The organism is Apilactobacillus quenuiae, from assembly GCF_002994005.1.
GTDB lineage: Bacteria > Bacillota > Bacilli > Lactobacillales > Lactobacillaceae > Apilactobacillus > Apilactobacillus quenuiae.
The window spans coordinates 29586-51757 of sequence record NZ_POSN01000003.1 but is presented as its reverse complement, the minus strand read 5'-3'; the positions used below and the strand labels follow the sequence as shown (position 1 = coordinate 51757).

General features: G+C 29.0%; 23 protein-coding genes. 16 read left to right on the top strand and 7 right to left on the bottom strand.

The window, feature by feature from the left end:
• Positions 1 to 70 precede the first annotated feature (70 nt).
• A complete protein-coding gene (locus tag C7N44_RS04385; protein WP_105956699.1) occupies positions 71 to 1045 on the top strand; it encodes a polyprenyl synthetase family protein in 975 nt (324 codons plus the stop codon).
• On the opposite strand, the gene cydC is transcribed toward C7N44_RS04385, so the two are convergent.
• The 5 genes from cydC to C7N44_RS04360 are packed head-to-tail and all read right to left on the bottom strand — an operon-like array spanning position 1042 to position 8206.
• Complete coding sequence (cydC, locus tag C7N44_RS04380; RefSeq protein WP_105956698.1) at positions 1042 to 2787, bottom strand: thiol reductant ABC exporter subunit CydC; 1746 nt, start codon at positions 2785 to 2787, stop codon at positions 1042 to 1044. The two genes, C7N44_RS04385 and cydC, sit on opposite strands and share 4 nt — an antisense overlap.
• On the bottom strand, positions 2780 to 4519 hold the full coding sequence (gene cydD, locus C7N44_RS04375; protein WP_105956697.1) for a thiol reductant ABC exporter subunit CydD: 1740 nt from the start codon (positions 4517 to 4519) through the stop codon (positions 2780 to 2782). The genes cydC and cydD overlap by 8 nt, the downstream gene beginning before the upstream one ends.
• 26 nt (positions 4520 to 4545) lie before the next feature.
• On the bottom strand, positions 4546 to 5574 hold the full coding sequence (gene cydB / locus C7N44_RS04370) for a cytochrome d ubiquinol oxidase subunit II (protein WP_105956696.1): 1029 nt from the start codon (positions 5572 to 5574) through the stop codon (positions 4546 to 4548).
• Entirely contained in the window at positions 5571 to 7007 is a 1437-nt protein-coding gene (locus tag C7N44_RS04365; protein ID WP_105956695.1) for a cytochrome ubiquinol oxidase subunit I, read from the bottom strand. Before C7N44_RS04365 ends, cydB begins: the two co-directional genes overlap by 4 nt.
• 17 nt (positions 7008 to 7024) lie before the next feature.
• Positions 7025 to 8206 carry an NAD(P)/FAD-dependent oxidoreductase gene (locus C7N44_RS04360; RefSeq protein WP_105956694.1) on the bottom strand — a complete coding sequence of 394 codons (1182 nt, stop codon included), beginning with the start codon at positions 8204 to 8206 and terminating at the stop codon, positions 7025 to 7027.
• Positions 8207 to 8323: 117 nt separating this feature from the next.
• Between C7N44_RS04360 and C7N44_RS04355 the strand changes: the two genes are divergently transcribed.
• The 5 genes from C7N44_RS04355 to C7N44_RS04335 all read left to right on the top strand — a co-directional run bounded on the left by C7N44_RS04355 (position 8324) and on the right by C7N44_RS04335 (position 12036).
• Positions 8324 to 9232, top strand: a complete 909-nt coding sequence (locus tag C7N44_RS04355; protein ID WP_105956693.1) for a prenyltransferase — start codon at positions 8324 to 8326, stop codon at positions 9230 to 9232.
• A gap of 152 nt (positions 9233 to 9384) precedes the next feature.
• Entirely contained in the window at positions 9385 to 10272 is an 888-nt protein-coding gene (locus C7N44_RS04350) for an ABC transporter ATP-binding protein (protein ID WP_105956692.1), read from the top strand.
• Positions 10272 to 11123 carry an ABC transporter permease gene (locus C7N44_RS04345; RefSeq protein WP_105956691.1) on the top strand — a complete coding sequence of 284 codons (852 nt, stop codon included), beginning with the start codon at positions 10272 to 10274 and terminating at the stop codon, positions 11121 to 11123. The genes C7N44_RS04350 and C7N44_RS04345 overlap by 1 nt, the downstream gene beginning before the upstream one ends.
• Positions 11124 to 11167: 44 nt before the next feature.
• Positions 11168 to 11629, top strand: coding sequence for a LytTR family DNA-binding domain-containing protein (locus C7N44_RS04340; protein WP_105956690.1), 462 nt, complete (start codon positions 11168 to 11170; stop codon positions 11627 to 11629).
• Between the two features lie 11 nt (positions 11630 to 11640).
• Complete coding sequence (locus C7N44_RS04335; RefSeq protein WP_105956689.1) at positions 11641 to 12036, top strand: DUF3021 family protein; 396 nt, start codon at positions 11641 to 11643, stop codon at positions 12034 to 12036.
• Positions 12037 to 12076: 40 nt separating this feature from the next.
• Here C7N44_RS04335 and C7N44_RS04330 read toward each other — a convergent pair whose 3' ends face one another.
• Positions 12077 to 13771, bottom strand: coding sequence for an MFS transporter (locus C7N44_RS04330; protein ID WP_105956688.1), 1695 nt, complete (start codon positions 13769 to 13771; stop codon positions 12077 to 12079).
• A 138-nt stretch (positions 13772 to 13909) separates the two neighbouring features.
• On the opposite strand from C7N44_RS04330, the gene C7N44_RS04325 reads away from it, so the two are divergent.
• The 6 genes from C7N44_RS04325 (at position 13910) to C7N44_RS04300 (ending at position 17604) form a co-directional block, all read left to right on the top strand.
• Complete coding sequence (locus C7N44_RS04325) at positions 13910 to 14440, top strand: PadR family transcriptional regulator (protein WP_105956687.1); 531 nt, start codon at positions 13910 to 13912, stop codon at positions 14438 to 14440.
• Positions 14441 to 14501: 61 nt separating this feature from the next.
• Complete coding sequence (locus C7N44_RS04320) at positions 14502 to 15203, top strand: CPBP family intramembrane glutamic endopeptidase (RefSeq protein ID WP_105956686.1); 702 nt, start codon at positions 14502 to 14504, stop codon at positions 15201 to 15203.
• A 62-nt stretch (positions 15204 to 15265) separates the two neighbouring features.
• Positions 15266 to 16027: a CPBP family intramembrane glutamic endopeptidase gene (locus tag C7N44_RS04315; protein WP_105956685.1), complete on the top strand. Its 762-nt coding sequence runs from the start codon at positions 15266 to 15268 to the stop codon at positions 16025 to 16027.
• Between the two features lie 51 nt (positions 16028 to 16078).
• A complete protein-coding gene (locus C7N44_RS04310) occupies positions 16079 to 16813 on the top strand; it encodes a sulfite exporter TauE/SafE family protein (protein ID WP_105956684.1) in 735 nt (244 codons plus the stop codon).
• 76 nt (positions 16814 to 16889) lie between these two features.
• Complete coding sequence (locus tag C7N44_RS04305) at positions 16890 to 17276, top strand: TetR/AcrR family transcriptional regulator (RefSeq protein ID WP_105956683.1); 387 nt, start codon at positions 16890 to 16892, stop codon at positions 17274 to 17276.
• Positions 17266 to 17604: a hypothetical protein gene (locus tag C7N44_RS04300; protein ID WP_105956682.1), complete on the top strand. Its 339-nt coding sequence runs from the start codon at positions 17266 to 17268 to the stop codon at positions 17602 to 17604. Before C7N44_RS04305 ends, C7N44_RS04300 begins: the two co-directional genes overlap by 11 nt.
• A 47-nt stretch (positions 17605 to 17651) precedes the next feature.
• Here the strand turns inward: C7N44_RS04300 and C7N44_RS04295 are convergent, their stop codons facing one another.
• Entirely contained in the window at positions 17652 to 19019 is a 1368-nt protein-coding gene (locus tag C7N44_RS04295) for a class II fumarate hydratase (protein ID WP_105956681.1), read from the bottom strand.
• Between the two features lie 478 nt (positions 19020 to 19497).
• On the opposite strand from C7N44_RS04295, the gene C7N44_RS04285 reads away from it, so the two are divergent.
• From C7N44_RS04285 to C7N44_RS04265, 4 genes are all read left to right on the top strand, one after another.
• Positions 19498 to 19866 carry a hypothetical protein gene (locus C7N44_RS04285; RefSeq protein ID WP_105956679.1) on the top strand — a complete coding sequence of 123 codons (369 nt, stop codon included), beginning with the start codon at positions 19498 to 19500 and terminating at the stop codon, positions 19864 to 19866.
• 415 nt (positions 19867 to 20281) lie between these two features.
• The gene (locus C7N44_RS04275) at positions 20282 to 20710 is read left to right on the top strand and encodes a hypothetical protein (RefSeq protein WP_105956677.1); all 429 of its coding nucleotides are present in this window, start codon (positions 20282 to 20284) and stop codon (positions 20708 to 20710) included.
• Between the two features lie 9 nt (positions 20711 to 20719).
• On the top strand, positions 20720 to 21142 hold the full coding sequence (locus C7N44_RS04270; RefSeq protein ID WP_105956676.1) for a hypothetical protein: 423 nt from the start codon (positions 20720 to 20722) through the stop codon (positions 21140 to 21142).
• Positions 21143 to 21581: 439 nt separating this feature from the next.
• On the top strand, positions 21582 to 21995 hold the full coding sequence (locus tag C7N44_RS04265) for a hypothetical protein (protein ID WP_105956675.1): 414 nt from the start codon (positions 21582 to 21584) through the stop codon (positions 21993 to 21995).
• The last annotated feature ends 177 nt before the right edge of the window (positions 21996 to 22172 follow it).

Here is a 22172-nt window from a genome sequence, read left to right as displayed (position 1 = left end):
ACTGGATATGAATTTGTAAAAGTTGTAAAATTGTGAAATATAATAAACGAGTTTGAAATAGGGGTATTTTATGGATCTGCGATTATGGAAGCAAAGGCCTGAATTAGAAAAAAGGTTAAAAAATATAGAAAGAATCATGAAACAGCAAGTTCAAATTGATGACGATGATTTCAAGAAAAGCATTAATGAATTAATTAATGGTAGTGGTAAAATGTTGCGAGCTGCTTTTTTGATGTTATTTACTGAATTTGGCACTCAAAAAGATGAAGATGATTACTTCGAAAAAGTTGCTGCATCAGTAGAATTAATTCATTTAGCATCACTAGTTCATGATGATGTTATTGATAAGTCTGACTTGCGCCGTGGGGTTACTAGTTTGAATTACAAATTTGGTGAACGCACTTCCATTTATTTAGGTGATTATTTATTCGTTAAATATTTTCATTTGGTATTAGACACGCTACCTAGTAAAAGCGACATTAAATATAATGTTAGTGGGATTGAAGGAATTATTGATGGTGAGTTGCGTCAGAATGAAACTAAATTTAATCCTAAAAGAACTGAAGAACAATATTTGGCAGCTGTGCAAGGCAAAACTGCAGATTTATTTAAAATAGCAGCTGGTAATGGAGCAATTATTTCAAAAGCAGATAAAAAAATTATTCAGTTATCTGAACAAATCGGTTCAGAATTTGGGATTGCCTTTCAATTGCGTGATGATTTAATTGACTTTGAAGACACTGAAGAAGAAGCCGGTAAACCAATTTTAAATGATATCTTAGATGGTGTTTATACTTTACCGGTGATTTATGCAATGCAAACGGTTTATCATGATGAACTTTTTGCAATTCTAAATAAAAAAGACCAACTCAAAAGAGCTGATCTAATTCAAGTTAAAGTTATTGTAAAAGAAAGTGGATCTTTGAATAAAACACATGCCAAGATGGATGAGTATCATCGGTCGATTGAAAAAATGATTAATCAATTACCAAATAACAATGCTAGAAAAGTATTATTAAAATTGGTTAATAAGTTGTTCAATTAATTTTCAATGCCTTGATCCATTTGATAAAGTTTACGGTATTTTTCATTATTCTTATATAACTCATCAGGGGAGCCATCCATTTGGATGGTTCCTTTTTGTAAGAAAATAACTTCATCCATGGTTGATAATCCTTGTAAATGATGAGTTACCCAAATAATGGTTTTATTTTTTAACACTCGATTCAAAGTATTAATCAAATTATTTTCAGTGATTGGATCTAATCCAACAGTGGGTTCGTCTAACAAAACAATCGGATTGTCTTGTAGCAAGATCCTAGCAATGGCTAAACGTTGACGTTGACCACCGGACAATTTAATACCACTTTCATCAATATCGGTATCATATTGTTTTGGCAGAGTTTCAATATAATCTGCCAATCCAACTTCAGCTAATGCTTGCTTAGCTTCTGCAAAAGTAGCTTGTTCGTTACCAATCATTACATTATTAATGATGGTGGTATCGAATAAGAAAGGTTTCTGATCTAAAACACTAAAAATATTAGAACGATTATTTTTGAGAGTAGTGACCTTAACATTATTTAACTTTACTTCACCTTTGGTTGGATTAATACTACCTAGCAATAATTGAAGCAATGTTGTTTTACCAACCCCACTAGGACCAATAATTGCTAATTTTTGCCCCTGTTTAACATTCAGAGAAATGTTATTTAAAATGGCTGAATTATCATCAGCATATTTAAATGAAACGTCATTCATGCTAATGCTGTTAATATTATTATCAAAATTGGCTTCGTTATCATTATTTTCTGCTTTATCCAATTTATTAGATAAACCATTTAAACGATTGACTGATTCTTTATAAATCGGCCAGTTTTCCATAGCCTGTGATACAGGAATAAATGTATCTAATAATGGGAAAACTCCTAAAACAAAGGCAGCAATGTAATTAGAAATCGATTGAGAATCATTTAGATAAAGATTACCCCAAATAATCGATCCAACAATGATAATTCCAATCATGCCACGTAACGCAAAGTCACGATTCCATTCAAAATGATCAACCTTATTTCTAGATTTAGCTAATTTTTGATCATTCTTAGTGCCTTCGCCAATAAAATCAGTTTTACGTCCTGAAATCATCCAATCGGTAACCCCTAAGGTAGCATCAGTTAAATTTTGATAATTATTAGCGACTAAATTTTTTTCATATTTTTTAGCTTTACCAAAAATAATGACTGAAATGATTGGCATTACTAAGAGGATGACTGCAAAGCAAACAAACATAAATAATGCGTATGGAATACTAACAATCCCTAATAAAATAATGATAATAATTCCAGTTACATATGAAGTGATAATGGGGAAAATAGTTTTTAAATATAGATCTTCTAGATGTTCTAAGTCATCTGATAAGACACCCAGTAAATTTCCTAATTTAAAACGCTCACCAACAAAGTCAGCCCCTTTTTCTAAAGTTATATATAAACGCTGACGTAGTTTAGAAACTACTCCTAACACCCAGTTATGGGATGTAAGTTGTTCTAAATATTGAAATACTGGACGACCAGTTCCAAATGCTTGCGCTAAAATGACTGGAATATAAACAATTAAAATATTGTATGGCCTAGTAGCCGAACGACTGATTAAATAGCCAGCCACAAACATTAGTCCAATTGAACAAATAATTGTAACAATTCCAAGACTAAAAGCAGTGAACAATAATTTTTTGTCCTTTTTTAAATATGGTTTAATCCATGTATCCTTATTAAAAAAATTACGCATTATTATTTTCACCTCCGATTTCATCAACTAATTGGCGATATTTACCTGATTGTTTCAATAAGTCTTTAGGCTTACCTTGTTCAACTAATTTACCATTTTCCATTACTAAAATATAATCCATTTCGTTCATCCAGTGGAGACGATGAGTAGCGAAGATTACTAAATGATTTTTAAAAATTGGTAACATCGTTTGTTTTAACTCGTATTCCGTTTCAATATCTAAATGCGCAGTAGGCTCATCTAGCAGTATAATTTCACGTTTATCATCTAATAGGACTCTGGCTAATGCAATTCTTTGCGCTTGTCCTCCAGAAACTCCACGACCACCACGGCCAATAATAGTATCAAGACCATCTTTTAATGAATTAATAAATTCTGATAATCCAGCACTTTCAGCAGCTTTTTTAATATCATCTTTGCTGGCATTAGGGGTGTAAAAAGCAATGTTTTCAGCAATTGTTCCAGAAAACAAATATGGATTTTGTGGAATATAACTAAGATGTTTTTGCCAAGCAAATTGTGCTAAACTATCAGTTTTTTCACCATTAATCTTGAAGTTATCTTTATCTTCTGGTTGTAGCCAGCCACCTAACAAGTTCAACATGGTAGACTTACCGGAACCAGATTGTCCGACAATCCCAACTTTTAAATTACCAGTAAGATTAAATGAGACGTCTTTTACCCCTTGATTATTTTCCTTATCATATTTAAAAGACAAATGATCAGCTTTTAACGTCGATTGTTGATTCCAACTATTGAAATTATTCAATTGTTTTTGAGCTGCTGGTGAAGTAGTATTTAAAATGCTGGTTAGATGATCTAGGGCATTTTTACCATCTAAGGTGGCATGATAATCATTACCATAATCTCTTAATGGTAAGAAATAATCAGGAGCAGTAATTAATGCGAATAAAGCAGGGAATAGTAGTACTGAACCGTTAATTAATCTAACTCCCAATATTACAGCTACAATCGCAATTGAAATGGTAGTCATAAAGTCTAATGTAAAAGTAGATAATAAGGCTATCTTTAGAACTTCCATTGTAGATTTACGATAATTTTCAGAAACCCGAAAAATGTTTTTACCATAAATTTTACTTAATCCAAACAACTTTAAGGTTTTTAGGCCACGAAGCGTATTGATAAAGTTATTCGACATTTTAGAAAAGTTTAAATATTGTTGATCTGATTTTTTACGAGCAGCGATACCTAAAATAATCATAAAGTAAATTATAATAGGGAATACTAATAAAAGAACCAATCCAGACAAAGCATTTACGAAGAATACAGCTACTAAAATGATCCATGGAATAATTGCCAAATTTAATGTTTTCAAAATAATTAGATTTAAATAATTCTTGATTTGATCAATTCCCTCAAGTGCAATGGTAATGATTTGACCAGAACCTAATTTAGCAACCGATTGTGGACCTAACTCAAAGGTCTTTTCTAATAAAGCTCTTTTTAAATCATTACTAGCTTTGTCTGAAAAATTATCAGTGATTTGATTTTCAATTCTAGTAATCAAATATCTAATTATGAAAGCAATAAAAAAGAACAGCATTGGATAAATCGATGCTGTTACTTTTTTAAGCATCCATGCATTAACTAAAGCTCTTGATAAAAACCATGCTTCAGCAATAATTGATAATGCTTGAATGACTGCTAATATGCTAATTTTAATAATTAGTTTTTTGATACCGGGAATTGTCATTAATTTTTTATTAAACATATGAAGATTCCTCCCGATATGGAATTCTAGTAGGCACCTTTGTCAGTGTTTTCGAATTCTGATAAATCATGACGCTTCCATTGAATTACATAACTCCAGATGAAGTATGCAGTTAGAATTGGTAGTAAAATACATAAAACAATGGTAACTACAGTTAAAGTAAGTGGAGAAGAAGAAACGTTTTTAATTAATAGTGAGTTAACCGGATTTTGTGCAATTAATACATGTGGGAATAAGCCAACAAATATTAACATAACTACAAACGTAATGGTTAATGAGTTCGCAATGTATGCTTGGACTTCCTTGTGTAATCCAGTTGATAAATGTCCCCAAGCAGTTGTTAAGACGATTAGTACTAATAATAATAATGTTCCTAATAAATGGTCTTCGAAGAAATTAGTTTCAAAGAACAATGCAATTGCGAATAATACTTCGACAGGATAAGCAGCCCAATATAAGTTACCTGCTAAACTAGCAGCGCGGTATCTCATAATTCCATTTGCATGTAGGGTAAAGAAATGTAGTCCTTGATATAAGCATAATGCAGTAACTGCAATGCCACCTAAAATTGAAAGGGGATTAATAACGTTGAATAAGCCTACGAAAATATTTCCGTGATTATCCATTGGAACGGGTTGAATCATCGCTGTAAATAACATTCCAAGTAAGAATGGAGCAGTAGTACTACTAATAGCGGTTGCCCACATCCATGCATTTTTACCCTTAGGAGTTTCAGCAACATTGTTGAATTCAAATGCTACTCCTCTAAAGATTAATGATACTAGCACTAAGAATAATAATAGATAGAATCCAGAGAATAGACTAGCATACCAAAATGGCATTGTAGCAAACATTGATCCACCAGCTGCAACTAGAAATACTTCGTTTCCATCCCAATGGGGACTAATTGATCTAACAATCATATTACTTTCAGCAGGACGAAATGCTAATAACTTAGCTGCCATCCCAGCACCAAAATCAGCTCCATCGAGGACTAAAAACATAATAAATAGGAAACAAATTACTGCATACCATAAAAATTGTAAGAAACTCATTTGTTAAAGGCCTCCTTAGAAAATGGATCATCATTATCGTAATCGATGGTTTTATCGATACTTTCTGGTCCTTTGTATAAGGATTTTTTGGCATAGAATACCATGCAACTAGCGAGCGTTACGAATAGTAAGAAGTAAACAATAATCGTAAAGATGACTGAAGCAGTACTTGTACTTGGTGAGACCGCTTTTGCGATTGGTAGTAAACCATAAACAACCCAAGGATCACGACCAAGTTCGGTAAATAACCAACCACCAGTATTAATAACGAATGGAGCAAAAGTAGCTAAGAATAAGATAAATGTTAACCACTTTTGTTTTATAATCGTATTCTTTCTTCTTCTTGAGAACCATAGTCCTAGTAGTGCAATAAATGTTAGACCACCAAAGCCAGCAGCCATTAATCTAAATGCAAAGAATAGCACATTTACATTAAGTGAATAGTCCATATTTTTACCAAATTTACCATCATATTGCTTGTGTAAAGCTCGGTTAGCTTCATCCATCCCAGCAACAGATCCGCTAAATTTATGATAAGAAAGGAAACTTAACATGTATGGAACTTCAATTTTTCCATATGCTTTATGTTCCTTGGTATTAGTTAATTGGAACACAGACCAAGGAGCAGGATTTTCGGTATGATTATAAATACCTTCAGATGCAGCAAACTTCATTGGTTGATCTTTAATTAGATAACCTGATTGTAAGTCACCAGAAGTAACGGCACCTAAACAACCCACAATTCCAAGGACTAAGCCAAGACGCATCGACTTTCTGAAAAATCCAACTGACTTTTTACGGAAAATCATCCAAGCAGAAGTACCAGCAACAATGAATGAACCAGTAACAATACAACTTGAGATAACGTGAGGAAATTCATACCATAATTGTTGATTAGTAAGCAAAGCTTTAAAACTAGTCATTTCTACATGCCCAGAAGAGGCTAATTTATAGCCAACAGGATGTTGCATAAATGAGTTAGCGGTTAGAATCCATAAAGCAGATGCGGTTGAAGCTAGGAAAACTAACCAAATCATTAATGCATGCCATGCAGGTTTGAATTTGTCCCATGTGAACATCCATACTCCTAGGAATGTTGATTCTAGGAAGAATGCTAATAGGGCTTCAATTGCAAGTGGTGCACCAAAAATGTCACCCATAAACCTTGCATATTGTGACCAATTCATCCCAAATTGGAATTCTTGAATTAATCCAGTAACAACACCTACAGCGAAAGCAAGTAGAAAAATTCTTCCCCAAAATTTCGTCATAGTTTGATAAATTTTGTTTTTAGTGATTGCATACATTGTTTCCATAATACATACTGACAAACCAATTCCAATAGACATTGGAATAAAGAAATAATGGAAAATAGTTGTCATTGCAAATTGAAAACGTGCAAACGGTAGAACGTTTAATGCGAAATCAAACATTATTTATATTTTCCCCCTTAATTTTGAATTGCGGACTTAGCGCCAGCAATTTCAAAAGCAGTGTTCATTCTAACTAAATGTTTTAATAACGCTACTTTGTGTCCTTTTAATTTTATTGTTTTCTTACCTAAAGGTAATTCAGCAATTCCAGTTGTAGGACCTAATGAACAAACAGTTCCTAGTGATTTATAACTAAATGGAACTTTCTTTGTATTATTTAAACGAGCCTTTAAATTAGCAACTGCAATTGAAGCTTCTTGAATCGAAATTTGACCAGTAGTTGGGTATGGACGATTAGTTTCTTTATCCATAACTGCTGAAACATCACCGATAAGATATTCATCGGGATATTTATCTAATGCCATAGTGTCGTTAACAACTACTCGATTACGTTTTTGATCGTACCCAGCTTCTTTAATTACATCGCTACCTTTAACTCCGGTAGTCCAGAAGGTTGTTTTAGCAGGTACAAATTTATTATCTTCACCATAATAAACACCATCAGCGGTAACCTTCTTAGCTTTAGCACCTTTATCGATAATAAAGGTTACACCTTTAGAATGTAAGTAATCTAAAGCAAAGTCGACTAATTTTTTATCGAACATTGGAATGCAGCCTGGAGCAATACAAGTAATAGTGAAATCATTAGTATCACAATCACATTCTTTTGCCCATTTTGGTAATTGATATGCAAGTTCACCTAATAATTCGATACCGGTGAAACCACCACCAATGACTGCAAATGAAAGATAACTTTTATCTTTTGATTTACGGTATTCTTTCAGATTATCTTCAATCTTTTGAATATTTTGAATACCACTCTTCATATTCCAAATTTGTAATCCATTTTCATCAACACCAGGGGTGCCAAATGTTTCTGATTCAAAGCCTAGTGCATTAAATAGATAGTCAAATTTAATTTGACCATTGTCTTTCAATGAAACAACTTTATTATCATGATCAATATTATTAACTGTATCTTTTATAAAATGAACTTTAGAGCTAATACAGTTTTCAATTTTCATTGTGATTTGCTCTGGTGCACTAGTACCAGCGGAAACAGTATGTAATGCTGTTGAGTCATAATGATAATCATTATTATTAACTAAAGTAATATTAATATCTAATTTGCTTTTAGCTAGTAATCTGCAGGCACGAAGACCAGCAAATCCACCACCTAATACAACGACTTCTTTCATGTTATCCCCTTCTTTATATTATAATTATCTACATCAATACATTATATGATAAATCAACAGCTTTTGTATAACAATTGTTGTATAATTTATAATATTATTTGAAATTTTATATAGGAGATGATTCATATTAAGGAATATTTAAATTTAATAGTATTGGGACCGCTGTTAACAACTATTTTCGCATTTTTATTAGGTATAATTTTTGTACTAGGTAATTTTGGCTCCATTAATATTTGGCATTCATTATTATTTTTGATTGTGGCATTGCTTATGCATATGTTTACTAATGTTACTGATAACTTAGAAGATTATAAAAAAGCAGTAAAACATAGTGCTCATGGCTTTATTGAAAACACACGAGTTAAGGGCTTATCAATTACTAAGGCCACTCGCTTAGACATTGCTTTAGCAATTTTAATTGCTATTTTGGGCATCTATTTAGTGTTTATTACTACATATTGGTTATTATTGATTGGGCTTTGGGGCTTCTTAGTGGCTTTTTTCTATTCAGCTGGGAAAAATTCATTATCCACAACTCGATTTGGTGATCTTGCTTCTGGTGTCACGATGGGAATTGGTATTACCTTTGCTTGTATTTTGATTAACGTGCCATTAAATGAAATCAATATTGAATTATTATTAACGGCAATCGTTGCATCAGGACTAACAATTTTTTCAATTACTAATATGGTGCTAGCTAATAATATTTGTGATGAGAAAGATGATATTGATCTGCATCGGATTACGATTGTGGCAAGAATTGGGAAAGACAATGCTTTAAAGCTTTATGCCACTTACTACTTTTTGATGTATGCAAGTATCGTAATTTCAGTGATTTTTCAGTGGTTACCATGGACAATGTTGTTAGTTTTAATTAGCATTCCAAAAATTTGGAATAATACAAAGTTATTCTTTAAAAAACAAGTTAAAGAAGAAACTTTTGGTTTAACTGTGCAGAATATTAACTGGTTTTTAACCTTAACTACAATTGCGTTATTTATTTATGCAGCAATTCTATACTTATAATCAAAAAATCCATCCTATAATTTTAGGGTGGATTTTTTATACGCAATTTTTAACCACTTATCGTACATTAAATACTACTTAACTAATTTATTGATACATCAAGTAAATTCATTGTTAGGATAGTAACAATTTATCAAAGGGGATGCTTAATCATGAATTTATTGTCTACAAATGGACTCACTAAGAAATTTAAGAGTCATTTAGCAGTTGATCATCTTAATTTGAACATTAATAAAGGTCAACTAGTCGCATTGTTAGGTCATAATGGGGCTGGTAAATCAACTACAATTTCAATGTTAATTGGTTTAATGCAACCGACCAGTGGAAATATTGAAATTGAAGGATTAAAAGTTAATGAATCTAAGTATCGTCGAAAACTAGGTGTAGTTTTTCAAAACAGTGTTTTGGATGATGATCTAACGGTTAAACAAAATATGAATATCAGGTCTAATATGTATAAAAACTTAGATTCATCATTTAAAAATAAAATATTAAACGATCTGGAATTAAATAGTATCTTAAATCAAAAGTATAAAACATTATCTGGTGGTCAACGTAGAAGAGTTGATATTGCAAGGTCATTGTTAAATAAACCGGAAATATTATTTTTGGATGAGCCATCGACAGGTCTTGATATTCAAAGTAGAAATAAAATATGGAGTGTATTAAATGAACTACGAAAATCGATGAAATTAACAATTATTTTAACTACCCATTACTTGGAAGAAGTAGAAAATGCTGATTTTGTTTATGTAATAGATAAAGGAAAATTAGTCGAAGGTGATACAGTAAATAATCTGAAAAATAAATACGCTAAGGATACTCTTATCCTATATTCTAATCATTTGAAAAATATAAAGGACAATTTAAATCAAAAAATTATTGAAGAAACCAAAAATTCAATTTCAATTAATCCAAAAGATCATAATGAAGCAATTAACATTTTATCTAAATTTAAAACGCTAATAACTACATTTGAATATCAGCGTGGCAGTATGGATGATATCTTTATTGCTTTAACTGGAAAAGAGGTAGAATAATGATTAGTTTGATAAAAAGAAATTTAATGTTGTATTTTAACAATCGACAAAGAGTTTTTTTCTCTTTAATGGGAGCTATCATTTCTTTTATATTATATGTATTGTTTTTAAAGAATGGAATTCAATCTGATTGGAAATCAATTCATGAAGGGACCAAATTATTAGATCTATGGTTAATTGGTGGAACTATGACAGTTACTGCAATTACGACTACGCAAAATGCACTTAATCAGAAAATAATAGATAAAGAAAATAATCGAATTGATGACTTAATGCTTACAGATACCTCTAAATTAGGCATTAATGCAGGCTATGTTTTTAGTTCAGTTATTATTGGAACTATTATGCAAGTAGCTGTTTATATTATCATGTCTTTTTACTTTTTGTTTGCTGATAAATTGGATGTTAGTTATGGAAGTTTGATACCCATTGTTTTAATTGCTATTTTAAGCAGTTTAGTTTGGACAATGGTTAACATGATTATTGATTTATTCTTTGATAATCAAGCTTCAATTTCTGGCGTAAATTCAATTGTGGGTACTTGTTCAGGATTCTTTGCCGGGGTCTATATGCCATTGGGAACTTTACCTAATATTGGACAAAAAATTATGGAATTCATTCCTGCTTCGTATAATTCAGCATTATATCGTAATCTTTTGATGAAGAACCAAATTAATGTTAGCTTTAAAAATGTTCCAACTAAATTTATAACATCTTTTAATAAAAACATGGGATTAAATATTAATGACGTTTCTACAATTATGGGCCATACATTTACCTTATTAATTTTTATAGTTATTTTAACTATAATTTTTGCTTTAGTATCTCTATTAAAAAGAAAATTAGTATAAGAATATGCTGTGTTAATATTATTTAAAAAGGAGAGTGGTAATTTATGGAAATTGATTTTCATCAAGATAATGATTTATCAGATGATGAAATTAAAGTTTTAGTTAGTGCTAGTAAGTTATCACCCAAAGTTATGGACTTATTGAAACGTTTAAATAAATTGAATGAAGAATTTAATGATAACCAAATGTTACCTGTTGCGACTAATGATCGGATTATTATGGTTCCTTTTGATGATATTATTGGAGTTGAAGTATATGGTAATAAGTTAACAATTTATTCTGTAAAATCAACTTATACTACTATTGGTAAATTAAAGGACATTTTGAATAAATTAAGTGCATATCATTTTATACAAATTAGTCGTTCATCAATCATTAATATTGACCATTTAAAATCAATGGAAACTGCTTTTTCTGGTAGTATGACTGCTTTTTTAACTAATGATTTGAAATTAAATGTTAGTCGTAAATATTTACCAGAATTGAAACGTAGTTTGAAGTTGTGAGGTGAGCGCTTATGAAAATATTTAAGAGATTATGCATCGAATTCTTTTATGGAATGTTATTTGGATCGATGATATGGGTTTTAACAGGACTTTTTTCTGGAGATATCAATTATAGAATCATTTATTTAATAATATGTGGATTAATTGGTCCGTTATCTGAATTATTTAACATTGATGATTTAAAACCTATTTATGCTTTTATAATACACTTTATTGTATCTTTTGCTTTAATATCAATATTAAATATTATTAGTGAAAATTTTGAAATTTTTGAAATGCCATATTTATTAAATTATTTATTTAACTTTATAATTATTTATGTGATTTGTTGGATAATTAGTTTTGCAATATTTAGAAAAAAGACTTCTGAAATTAATGATGCAATAAAGAAAAGAAATGAAAAATAATAAAAAGATTCCTATATAGTATATAGGAATCTTTTTATTATTATATTTTTTTGTTCTTAGATGGGAAAAATAGAAACGATAGTGTAGATAAAGCTACAAAAATTATTGAATATCTATATAAATTAATAAAAGCATTGCTATGTTCATTTAATGCATAGTTCTTTATTTTTGATATTACATGATTGATTTGTTTATTTATTTTTTTAATTTTGTTGTTAACTTTTTGTTGAACTTCAATATATATTTTGGACTTTATATTTTGAGGAATATTATAATTATACTTTTTCATAGTTTTATTATAGTTTAATCTAATTAATTTATCTTTTTCAGCTTTTGAAAAATGATTAGTAACGTTTTTATTGCTTTTATTTGATGATAATTCTTTGGTAGCTTTATTAATTATAATTTGCTTTTTTGACTGTGGAATATCCATTTTAATTACATTTTGTTTTATATAATTTACTGAATTATTGTTGGCAACAGCAATGTTTGATGATAAACCTGTTACATAAATTGCTACGGCAATTGAAATCCCAACTTGTCTAAGAACTCCCGCAACACTTTGAGAAGATGTTAATAAATATCCTTTAAAATTAGATGCGGCCAGTACAGTTATAGGTCCAGCTATTATTCCGTATCCAGTTCCTAATATTAAACATGATATTACAATATAATAAATATTATCCATATTTATATTTGCAAATAGTATATAAGAAATAGTCATTAGAATAAAACCAGTGCTAATAATTAGTCTTGGACCAATTTTATTTATTAATATTGCTGCAATTGGCGAGAATATAAAAATCATTCCAGTAATTGGTGTAATAAGAATAGCTGCTGTTAATTCATTTTTATTTTGAATCTTTGTAAAAAATGTGGGTAAAATAACAGTTACTGCAACTAAAAATAAGTTACTTAATATTATTGCTATTGAAGATCCAGTAAATTCTCTATTTTTGAATAGTTTTAGTGGAATCATTGGGCTATTTGCTCGATGTTCCCAAATAATAAATATTAATATTGATATAATAGTGGTTATTATTAATGAAATTATTATTTTACTATTCCATCCCCAACTTTTACCTTGGACCAACGTTAAAGTTAAAGACATCATGAATATTATTCCTAATACAGAACCCAAATAATCAATACCATTATCTTCACTTTTCTCTTTAAAATTAAATTTTATTAAACAAATTATCAGGGATACAATCATCAATGGAATATTAATAATAAATATCCATCTCCAACCTAAAAATTGAGTTAATGTTCCACCAATTGAAGGACCTAATGCTGCAGCTAATCCTTGAGTTATTCCTAAAATTGATATTATGCTTTTTCTTTTTTCCATGGGGACAGTATTTATCCCAATGGTCATTGATAATGGGAACACTATTGAGGCACCTATACTTTGAATTCCTCTTCCTAATATTAAAAAAGTTAGATTATTACTCATAGAAGAAATTAATGAACCAACTATAAATGATAAGATACCTAATATATATATCTTATTTCTTCCTAAATTATCTGCTAGTTTACTTAAAGGTATAGTTAATGAAGCAAATGTTATTGTATATATATTTAGAGCCCAAGATAAATTATTTAGGTTTATGTCTAAATCATTCTGTATCGATGGTAAAGCTATATTCATGACTGTTGTGTCTAACATACATAAAAATATACCAATACAAGTTGCTAATATTATAGCAACTTGTTTTTTTCTATTAATTGTCATCTAAATCATATCCTTTTTGTTTATATTAACAATGTTAATATAAACAAAAAGGATAATAAAGTCAAATGTCATTAATTTGATTGTTTTTTATTTTAAGTAGTAAAATAGCAATAATAATTATTGTTAAAGGGAGAAGTCATGAAGGGTAGAGACATTATTTTAGGTATTTTGAAAAACGGTGAAAAAACGGGTTATGAAATAAATAGCATTTTACAAAACCAATTATCATATTTTTATGATGGAACTTATGGAATGATTTATCCTACTTTAAGAAAATTAGAATCTGAAAACAAAATAATAAAGAAGGTTGTTAATCAATCTGACAGACCTAATAAAAAAGTATATTCTATAACAGATGAGGGAATAGAAGAATTTCATAAATATTTATCATCTCCAGTTATTAATGATGTATATAAATCTGATTTTTTAATGAGATTATTTTTTGGAGACGATTTATCTAAGAAAAAAATTGTATCTTTGATAAAAGAAGAAATAGGTAGAAAAAATTCAAAATTAAAAACTTTAGTTGATAATTATGAATTATGGAAATCGGAAGGAATTTCTTTTACACAGGAAATAACGGTAAAATATGGAATTTCTCAATATAAATCTATAGTTGCTATGCTAGAAAATGAGTTATCATCAATTCAAAATAAATCTGATAAATAAAAAATAACTTATTATGATAATATTGTCATAATAAGTTATTTTTTTAGGAGCTGAATTATAAATGAACGAATCAAACTTCTGGTCAGGAGATAAATTATTTGATCGAATAATTATCTTCATTTTATTATTTCTAATGATTATATTTGGTCCACAATTCTTACCAATTTTTGCTTTATCAAATCAAAATACTATCTATATGAAAGTTATTTTATCAGCATTATATTTTTTAATTTATTTATTAATGATTTGGGCTGCTTATTTTAGTTATAAAAAACATGGGCGAAATGATCTTAAACAGCCAATAACAAAATCCAATTGGAAATTAGTTATTATTGCCTATGTGTTATCACATGTAATTGAGGGATTTCTTTCATTTTTAAGTAATGTTACTTACCATGAAACGACTAGTGGTAATCAACAAGCATTACAAAATATGTTGTCGTCTAACAAATTGACAGTAGTTTTAATGCTATTTGGGATTGTTATTTTTAGTCCTATTCTAGAAGAACTGGTCTTTAGAGGATATTTAATGGATGCTTTATTTTCTCCTAAGTTCAAATGGTTACCCATTATTATTAGTGGATTGCTATTTGGCTTAGCCCATAATACAGGATTAAATATTTTCTTTTTCTTGGTATATGCTCAAATTGGTTTCTTTTTAGCATATGTTTATCAGAAAACAAACAATTTAAAAGTATCCATTGCTTTGCATATGCTGAATAATCTGATATCTGCTATTATAATGGTTAAGATGTTATTTTAAATTTACATACAGGAAGTGATTATATTTTAATCAAGAAAATTAATTCAAAGTGGCAATGGACGATGATTCCATTGATCTTGGCTTTAGAGTTTCTTTTTGATCAAATTATTTTGCCACTAATATATGGTTTTACGTATGAATTAATTTTTCATCAAGGTGTTCACACTAATTATATTTTGTTTTTAAATATTTTTAAGATATTATCTATTTTTGTGATTTTAATTTTAAACCATTATATTATTGGACAAAAATTATATTTAAAACCTGATTTTGCTGAGTTTGGTTGGCAAATATTTATTTTTATCTGTTTATTGATAATTGCGATTAGTGTAAAAGGTCAACATTTCTGGCTTGCATTAGACATTGGAATCATTGCTGCATTACCGGAAGAAATTATGTTTCGTGGTGTGATCATGGGATGGATTTTAGAAAAACTAGCAAGTGTTAAGCAAACCTATTTTAATGTTTATTTAGCTTTGGCAATTGCTTCAATTGCTTTTGGACTTATTCACTATGTTAATTTGGCTCAACAATCATTTGGGTTTACAAGTTTACAAGTATTAAACGCAATTGGTATTGGTGTTATTTTAGGTGCCATTTATATTAAAACTGGTAGCTTATTAATTCCAATTGCTTTTCACTTTGTTTATGATTTTGCAGCAACGTTGTCACAGGGAATGCCAGAAACGCATTATGTAGCTATTTCTACTCCTCAAGTAGTTTTCCAAATAGTTTGGTTTGTTGTTCAAGCTTGGATTGCATTTTCGATTGTTCATTACCATTTTGAAAATAATTTATTACTACAAAAGATAGAGAAAAAATAAAGATGTATCTCGTTTAGGGAACATCTTTTTTCATTAGGAAGGTTGATTTATGTGACATTTATACTATTATTTTTGGGTTTTATCATTGGTGGCTTTGTCATTATCATGGGCGGTGGTGGAGCCGCGCTTTATTTAGGAATTTTGACTTCTTTAGTTGGAGCATCGCCAGTTACTGCGGCAGCCACTTCATTATATACTTCGATTCCTTCATTATTGATTGGGTCATATAGCCATTATCGAACTGGGAATATGAAGTTTAAATATGGAAATCGAATGCTAATCACAGCAGTGCCATTCACAATTATAGGCAGCATTTTATCTAAATTTATTCCTGAAAGTGTTTATTCTTGGCTAATTTTTATCGTATTTTTTATTTTAGGAATTCAAGTTTTATATCAATCTTTTCATCCCAGTAAAAAACAAAAACACTTAAATCCAAAGGTAGCATATTTTTATGGAACATTATCTGGATTAATGGTTGGAATTGCTGGAATGTCTGGTGGTGGCCCCATCGTTAGTGGATTATTAGTAATGGGATTAACGATGCAAGAAGCAGCAGCAACATCTTCATATATCTTAATTATTACTTCAATTGTTGGCTTCTTATCACACGCTTCAACAGGACATGTTGCTTGGTATGCTGGCACAATGCTATTAACTGGAGCAATTATCGGGGCAGCAATTATGCCTTATTTATTATCAAAGTATGATCCAAATAAAGTAACTAGAGTATTAAGACCAATTATGGGAATTATTATGATTATTATGGCTTTTACTTCAATCTAAAAAAAGAGTTATAAAAATAACTCTTTTTTTATTAAAACATTATTGACTATTCAGTCAAAAAAGATAATATATAAATATGGGAAGAAATAAAAAATATAATTTATCAGAAGTTACAGAAAAGATGAAGAAAGTTTTTGTTGAAAAGGGTTATGAAGCTACTTCTATAGATGATTTAGTTGATGTTACTGAATTGTTAAGAGGAAGCTTGTATTCTCAATTTGGTAGTAAATTGAAAATGTTTTCAGCAGTTTTAGATTCAAGCTTAAAGATGAATGAAAAAGACATGGATTTAGATATAATCCTAATTGCTTTAATGGAATTATGTCCCCGTAATAACAAGTTAAGATTAAAAATATCTAATTGGTATAAAGATTTTCTACCAGCTAAGATTGATAATCTACTTATTAATAGGATCCTTGCCAGAGCAAAACTAAAAGATGAGGTGAATAATATTGAAAAATAGTATTAAAATCTTAAACAATGAATTATTAATAAAGTTAGGAGGCTTTAGTAAAATAACAAAGAACAGTTTTACTATTCCAATTAATAATGTTAATGGCGCAACAATTGATAAGGGGATTGTTTCAGATAGTAAAGGAATAAAAAATTTAGGAATAAGTATTAATGGTCTAATTAATGGCACTTTTATAAAAGATGGTCAAAAATCTTTTTGGAATATTTCAAAAAATGATGTACCTGTTGTAATTCGTCTAAACAATGAAAAATATGATCAGTTAGTTTTAGGAATTGATGATATGAGTATTGTATATGCAATTAATAATTTAGTATAAATAAAAATGGTCTATGAAATTTAAATATGAATTCATAGACCATTTTTCTATTTATCAATATTAGTCATATCGCGGGCAACTACCCATTGGTTAAAATCTTCTTCACTGACACCACTAGCTAAAGCAGCTGCTTTTAAAGTGGTGTTTTCTTTCTTTGCTTTTTGAGCAATTTTAGCACTACGTTCATAGCCAATATGAGGGCTTAAAGCCGTTACTAACATTAATGAATTTTGCAATAAATCATCCATACGTTCCTTATTAATAGTCATTCCGTCAACTAATTTATTAGTAAATGACGCTACCGATTCACTTAGTAAGTTGGCACTTTCTAAAAATTTAGTAATGATTAAAGGCTTATAGACATTCATTTCAAAGTTACCCTGACTATTAGCAAAATTAATGGTAGTATCATTGCCCATGACTTCAGCACTGACCATTGTTAATGCTTCAATCTGAGTAGGATTAACTTTACCTGGCATAATTGATGAACCTGGTTCATTGCTTGGAATATTTAATTCATTATATCCAGCACGGGGACCGGATGCTAAGAATCGAATATCATTACCAATCTTAATCAGATCAGTAGCAAGGGTTTTTAAAATACCGTGTACCATTGTAATTCCACTATGATTAGCAAGTCCCTGAAATTTATTAGGCGCTACTTTAAAATCTTCATTTAATTGTTTATTCAATTGATTTACCATATCTGAGTCAAAACTTTCAGGTGTATTTAGACCGGTACCAACAGCAGTTCCACCAATTGGTAATTCAAGCAGGGCAGTTTTATTAGATTCTAAGAAATCAATGTCATGTTGAATTGCAGACTTCCAACCACTAATTTCTTGGCCAAAGGTAATTGGCGTTGCATCTTGTAAATGAGTCCGCCCAATTTTAATCACGGTTTGATATGCAATTTCTTTTTCATTTAGCTTGTTAACTAGTTCTTTTAATACTGGCAATAAATTATTAATTGCATCAGTAGCCGCAATCATCATGGCAGTGGGAAAGGTATCATTAGAACTTTGTGATTTGTTAACATCATCGTTGGGATGAATTTTAATATCTGAATTTAATTTTTGCGATAAATGTGAAACTACTTCGTTCACGTTCATATTAGTTTGAGTACCGCTACCAGTTTGATAAACATGTAGTGGAAATTCATTACGATAATTACCATCTAAAATTTGATCAATTGTTTTTACAATCATTTCTGATTTAGCTTGATTTAAAGTTTTATCTTTAGCATTTACAATGGCAGCAGCTTTTTTAATTTGTAAAAGGGCATGAATAATTTGAATCGGCATTAGTCGACCAAAATTAAAATTAATGCGACTACGTTGCGTTTGCGGTCCAAAAAGAGCATTTTTTGGTACTTTGACATTGCCTAGAGAATCTTTTTCAATTCGATATTCCATTTAATCAAATCCTTTTGTTATGAATTAGTTACATTATATTATTTTATAATTCTAAAAACTATTAAAAGATAGCTATAACTTTGATAACATAGATAGATGAAGGGTAGGCGCATCTTATTGAAAATACTATGGCAGAATTTTTTGGCTAACACTATAGTTATAATTTACTTTTTAATCATGCTAGCTGCTTGGCAGATTAGTTTTATGATTTCGCTAATAGTGGCAATTATTTTAATGGTATTAATTTTGATACTTTTTAAACTATTCCCTAATTTTTATTTTTGGAAAATTAACAATGATAATAAAATGTTTTATAAGCAACATAAGATTTTGATTCCTATTTGTATTATAATTTTTTACGTTATTTTTGCGCTTATATCAATTAAATACTGGAATATTAATGATATTTTATACTTATTCATTATCTTTTCAGTTACTAATTTTATTTATTCACTAAAGAAAGAGTAGGAGCTTTATTATGCAAATTAATTGGAAATCATTTATTAATGGAATTATTTTAGTTTTACCGGCTTTTGTGATTGCTGGGATTATTGAACTGTTGATTGGCTGGTTATTAAGTTTAGTAGCCATTATTATTTATTTTGTTGTTCTATATATGTATTGTAAAAATCATCCATATAGCAAATTAGCACAAATGTTTTACTATGGTTTTGGCGTGCGTAACAATTCATTTTATCGCCAGCATCCAACAGTGTCATTACTTATCTTACTTGCAATATTATTGTTGATGAACGTATTATTTGGAGCTTTGCGACTTAATGGTTTCTTCTTCACATTGATTTATGTAGTTATTTTGGAATTATTCTACTCATTAGAGAATAAGTAGGGAGTTATGAATTGAATGAAAATTGATAAACAAAGATTGATTCTACAATCGATATTTTTCTATTTACCACTCATGCTTTGTTTAGTTAGTTTAGGATTGTTTAATAACTTCATACTTTTTATTTCACTTTTTACTTACTTAATACTTATGTGTGCTGTATTAAGTATTTTAAAAAAAATCATATAATAAAGTATCTATATGACAATATAATGGGTGATAGTCATTTGGCTAAAAATCGTCCCCCAATCATGTTTTGGGGTAACACTATAGTTATTATTTTAGTTATTTTTATGTTTTCTGGATGGCTTTTTAGCGATATTGGATACATAATATTTTTTGCTATTATATATATGGATTTGGTATGTTTATGCAATGTGTTAAATTTAATTTTGAAAAATGATTGGAGTCATTTCTTATGAAAACAAATTGGAAAATGCTAGGATTGGTATTCCTACTTTCATATGTACCTATTGTTCTATGGCTTATTTTCTATATTTTATTTAGTGATTCGTATTTGCCAATTTTAATTTTAGCCATCTATTTTATTATTCTTTACATAGTTACTAAGGTTATCGGTAAACGTAATGCTTCCATCAATGAAATGAATAAAGCATTATTTACTAGTAATTATTATATTAAGGATCGTATAACTAAAGTTAAAATCCTTTATTATATGCCTAGTTTGATTATGCTTTTGTTATTTTTTATTGTTGAATTTACTGGAAATATTGGTGATAAATCCATTGGGAATACAGGATTTATGTTAATGATTCTTTTATTACTAATGGTTATTTATCGACTATTTATTGAATTTACCAAATTTGATTTTGAGAATAAGCAATAAGGAGTTCTTATGAAAACAAATTGGAAATTATTTGGTTTAGAAATGTTATTTTTTGTATTACCACTTTTGATAATATTTACGGCATTCAACAGAGAACCAAATCAAAATAGTGAATTTATAAGATTGATTATTTGGCTAATTTATTGTTTGATATTTATATTTTTAACAAAACTCTTATCAAAGAACCACCCCAAAATTAAGCAGTTTTATTATGGTATTAATAATAGTGGTTTAAAAAATAAAGATTCAAGGATGCTACCAGTATATGTACTAGCTTTTTCATTATCAGTGGTTGTAGTTATGGTGATTGTCTTTATTCTAGGATTATATCTACCTAATTTTTATAATACTTATGGCATGCTTGTTCCAATCTTGGTTGTCATTATGGTGTTATTTTTCTTACAGTGCACTGATTTTAAGAATGTAAAATAATTAAATGCGAGGTCAGTATGAAAACAAATTGGGGTTTATTCATTTCGACAATATTATTACTTTATTTACCATTAACACTTATGTTTTACAACATTTTTTTCTTGCAAAATTCAAGCTTACAAGTGGCTATTTATTTTATATATATTCTATTTTTACAACTATTTTCATATTTATTGGGCAAAAAGTTTTCCAAAGTCGAATCTTTTTATCAACTGAACTATGGTAATTATTATTCATTAATCAAACGTAATAAAAAATTAAAGAAGATTACATATATCTTTGCTTTAATTTTATGCGCAATAGGATTAATAATTTTATTTTTAAATAATTGGAACGAAACGTTGTTTACCGTAACAATTTTATTTATTTTGATTGAGGTTTTTATAAGATTCATCCAATGTACTACTTTTAGTTTTGAGAATAAGAAAGGATAAATTTTATGAAAACAAATTGGAAATTATTTGGATTAGAAATGTTATTTTTTGTATTACCTTTGTTAATAATATTTATGTTTTTAAATTTTACTAACAATGTGACTATTTCCATTTTAGGAATTGTCATTTGGATGGCTTATTCTTTGCTGTTCATAATATTTACCAAATTATTATCTAAAAATCATCCTAGAATTAAAAAAATCTATTATGAATTGCAAAATAGTAATAATGATTTTCACAATAAAAGTTCAAGAATGCTACCAATATATGGATTATCTATTTTCGCAACAGCTTTTTTAGTTATGATTATTTTTTTCGTTGTAGAGTTATATATTCCTAACTTCAGTCTTACTTTCATAATATCTGCTATTATTTTTATAAATTCAACTTTTATTCAATGCACTGATTTTGAAAATTAAAAAATTCATGGAAAATTTTAATCAAAATTTTTAAAAAATAATATAGAGCCCGATATTACTAGTGAGACGACTCTAATATTTTTGATTCTCGATTGCAAAAATATTTCTACATGGTAATATATATAGTGTTGTTTTTTGAGAGAACACTATATGTTAACACAACATGTAGTAATCCTA

What these genes read in the sequence shown, in the direction of transcription:
- C7N44_RS04285 (WP_105956679.1), top strand. Translation starts at nt 19,498, where the DNA reads ATGCAAATTAATTGGAAATCATTTATTAATGGAATTATTTTAGTTTTA.
- C7N44_RS04335 (WP_105956689.1), top strand. Translation starts at nt 11,641, where the DNA reads ATGAAAATATTTAAGAGATTATGCATCGAATTCTTTTATGGAATGTTA.
- cydC (WP_105956698.1), bottom strand. Translation starts at nt 2,787, where the DNA reads ATGCGTAATTTTTTTAATAAGGATACATGGATTAAACCATATTTAAAA.
- C7N44_RS04270 (WP_105956676.1), top strand. Translation starts at nt 20,720, where the DNA reads ATGAAAACAAATTGGAAATTATTTGGTTTAGAAATGTTATTTTTTGTA.
- C7N44_RS04305 (WP_105956683.1), top strand. Translation starts at nt 16,890, where the DNA reads ATGGGAAGAAATAAAAAATATAATTTATCAGAAGTTACAGAAAAGATG.
- cydB (WP_105956696.1), bottom strand. Translation starts at nt 5,574, where the DNA reads ATGAGTTTCTTACAATTTTTATGGTATGCAGTAATTTGTTTCCTATTT.
- C7N44_RS04385 (WP_105956699.1), top strand. Translation starts at nt 71, where the DNA reads ATGGATCTGCGATTATGGAAGCAAAGGCCTGAATTAGAAAAAAGGTTA.
- C7N44_RS04360 (WP_105956694.1), bottom strand. Translation starts at nt 8,206, where the DNA reads ATGAAAGAAGTCGTTGTATTAGGTGGTGGATTTGCTGGTCTTCGTGCC.
- C7N44_RS04295 (WP_105956681.1), bottom strand. Translation starts at nt 19,019, where the DNA reads ATGGAATATCGAATTGAAAAAGATTCTCTAGGCAATGTCAAAGTACCA.
- C7N44_RS04355 (WP_105956693.1), top strand. Translation starts at nt 8,324, where the DNA reads ATGATTCATATTAAGGAATATTTAAATTTAATAGTATTGGGACCGCTG.
- C7N44_RS04325 (WP_105956687.1), top strand. Translation starts at nt 13,910, where the DNA reads ATGAAGGGTAGAGACATTATTTTAGGTATTTTGAAAAACGGTGAAAAA.
- C7N44_RS04350 (WP_105956692.1), top strand. Translation starts at nt 9,385, where the DNA reads ATGAATTTATTGTCTACAAATGGACTCACTAAGAAATTTAAGAGTCAT.
- C7N44_RS04330 (WP_105956688.1), bottom strand. Translation starts at nt 13,771, where the DNA reads ATGACAATTAATAGAAAAAAACAAGTTGCTATAATATTAGCAACTTGT.
- C7N44_RS04345 (WP_105956691.1), top strand. Translation starts at nt 10,272, where the DNA reads ATGATTAGTTTGATAAAAAGAAATTTAATGTTGTATTTTAACAATCGA.
- C7N44_RS04265 (WP_105956675.1), top strand. Translation starts at nt 21,582, where the DNA reads ATGAAAACAAATTGGAAATTATTTGGATTAGAAATGTTATTTTTTGTA.
- C7N44_RS04315 (WP_105956685.1), top strand. Translation starts at nt 15,266, where the DNA reads ATGATTCCATTGATCTTGGCTTTAGAGTTTCTTTTTGATCAAATTATT.
- C7N44_RS04275 (WP_105956677.1), top strand. Translation starts at nt 20,282, where the DNA reads ATGAAAACAAATTGGAAAATGCTAGGATTGGTATTCCTACTTTCATAT.
- C7N44_RS04365 (WP_105956695.1), bottom strand. Translation starts at nt 7,007, where the DNA reads ATGTTTGATTTCGCATTAAACGTTCTACCGTTTGCACGTTTTCAATTT.
- C7N44_RS04320 (WP_105956686.1), top strand. Translation starts at nt 14,502, where the DNA reads ATGAACGAATCAAACTTCTGGTCAGGAGATAAATTATTTGATCGAATA.
- cydD (WP_105956697.1), bottom strand. Translation starts at nt 4,519, where the DNA reads ATGTTTAATAAAAAATTAATGACAATTCCCGGTATCAAAAAACTAATT.
- C7N44_RS04340 (WP_105956690.1), top strand. Translation starts at nt 11,168, where the DNA reads ATGGAAATTGATTTTCATCAAGATAATGATTTATCAGATGATGAAATT.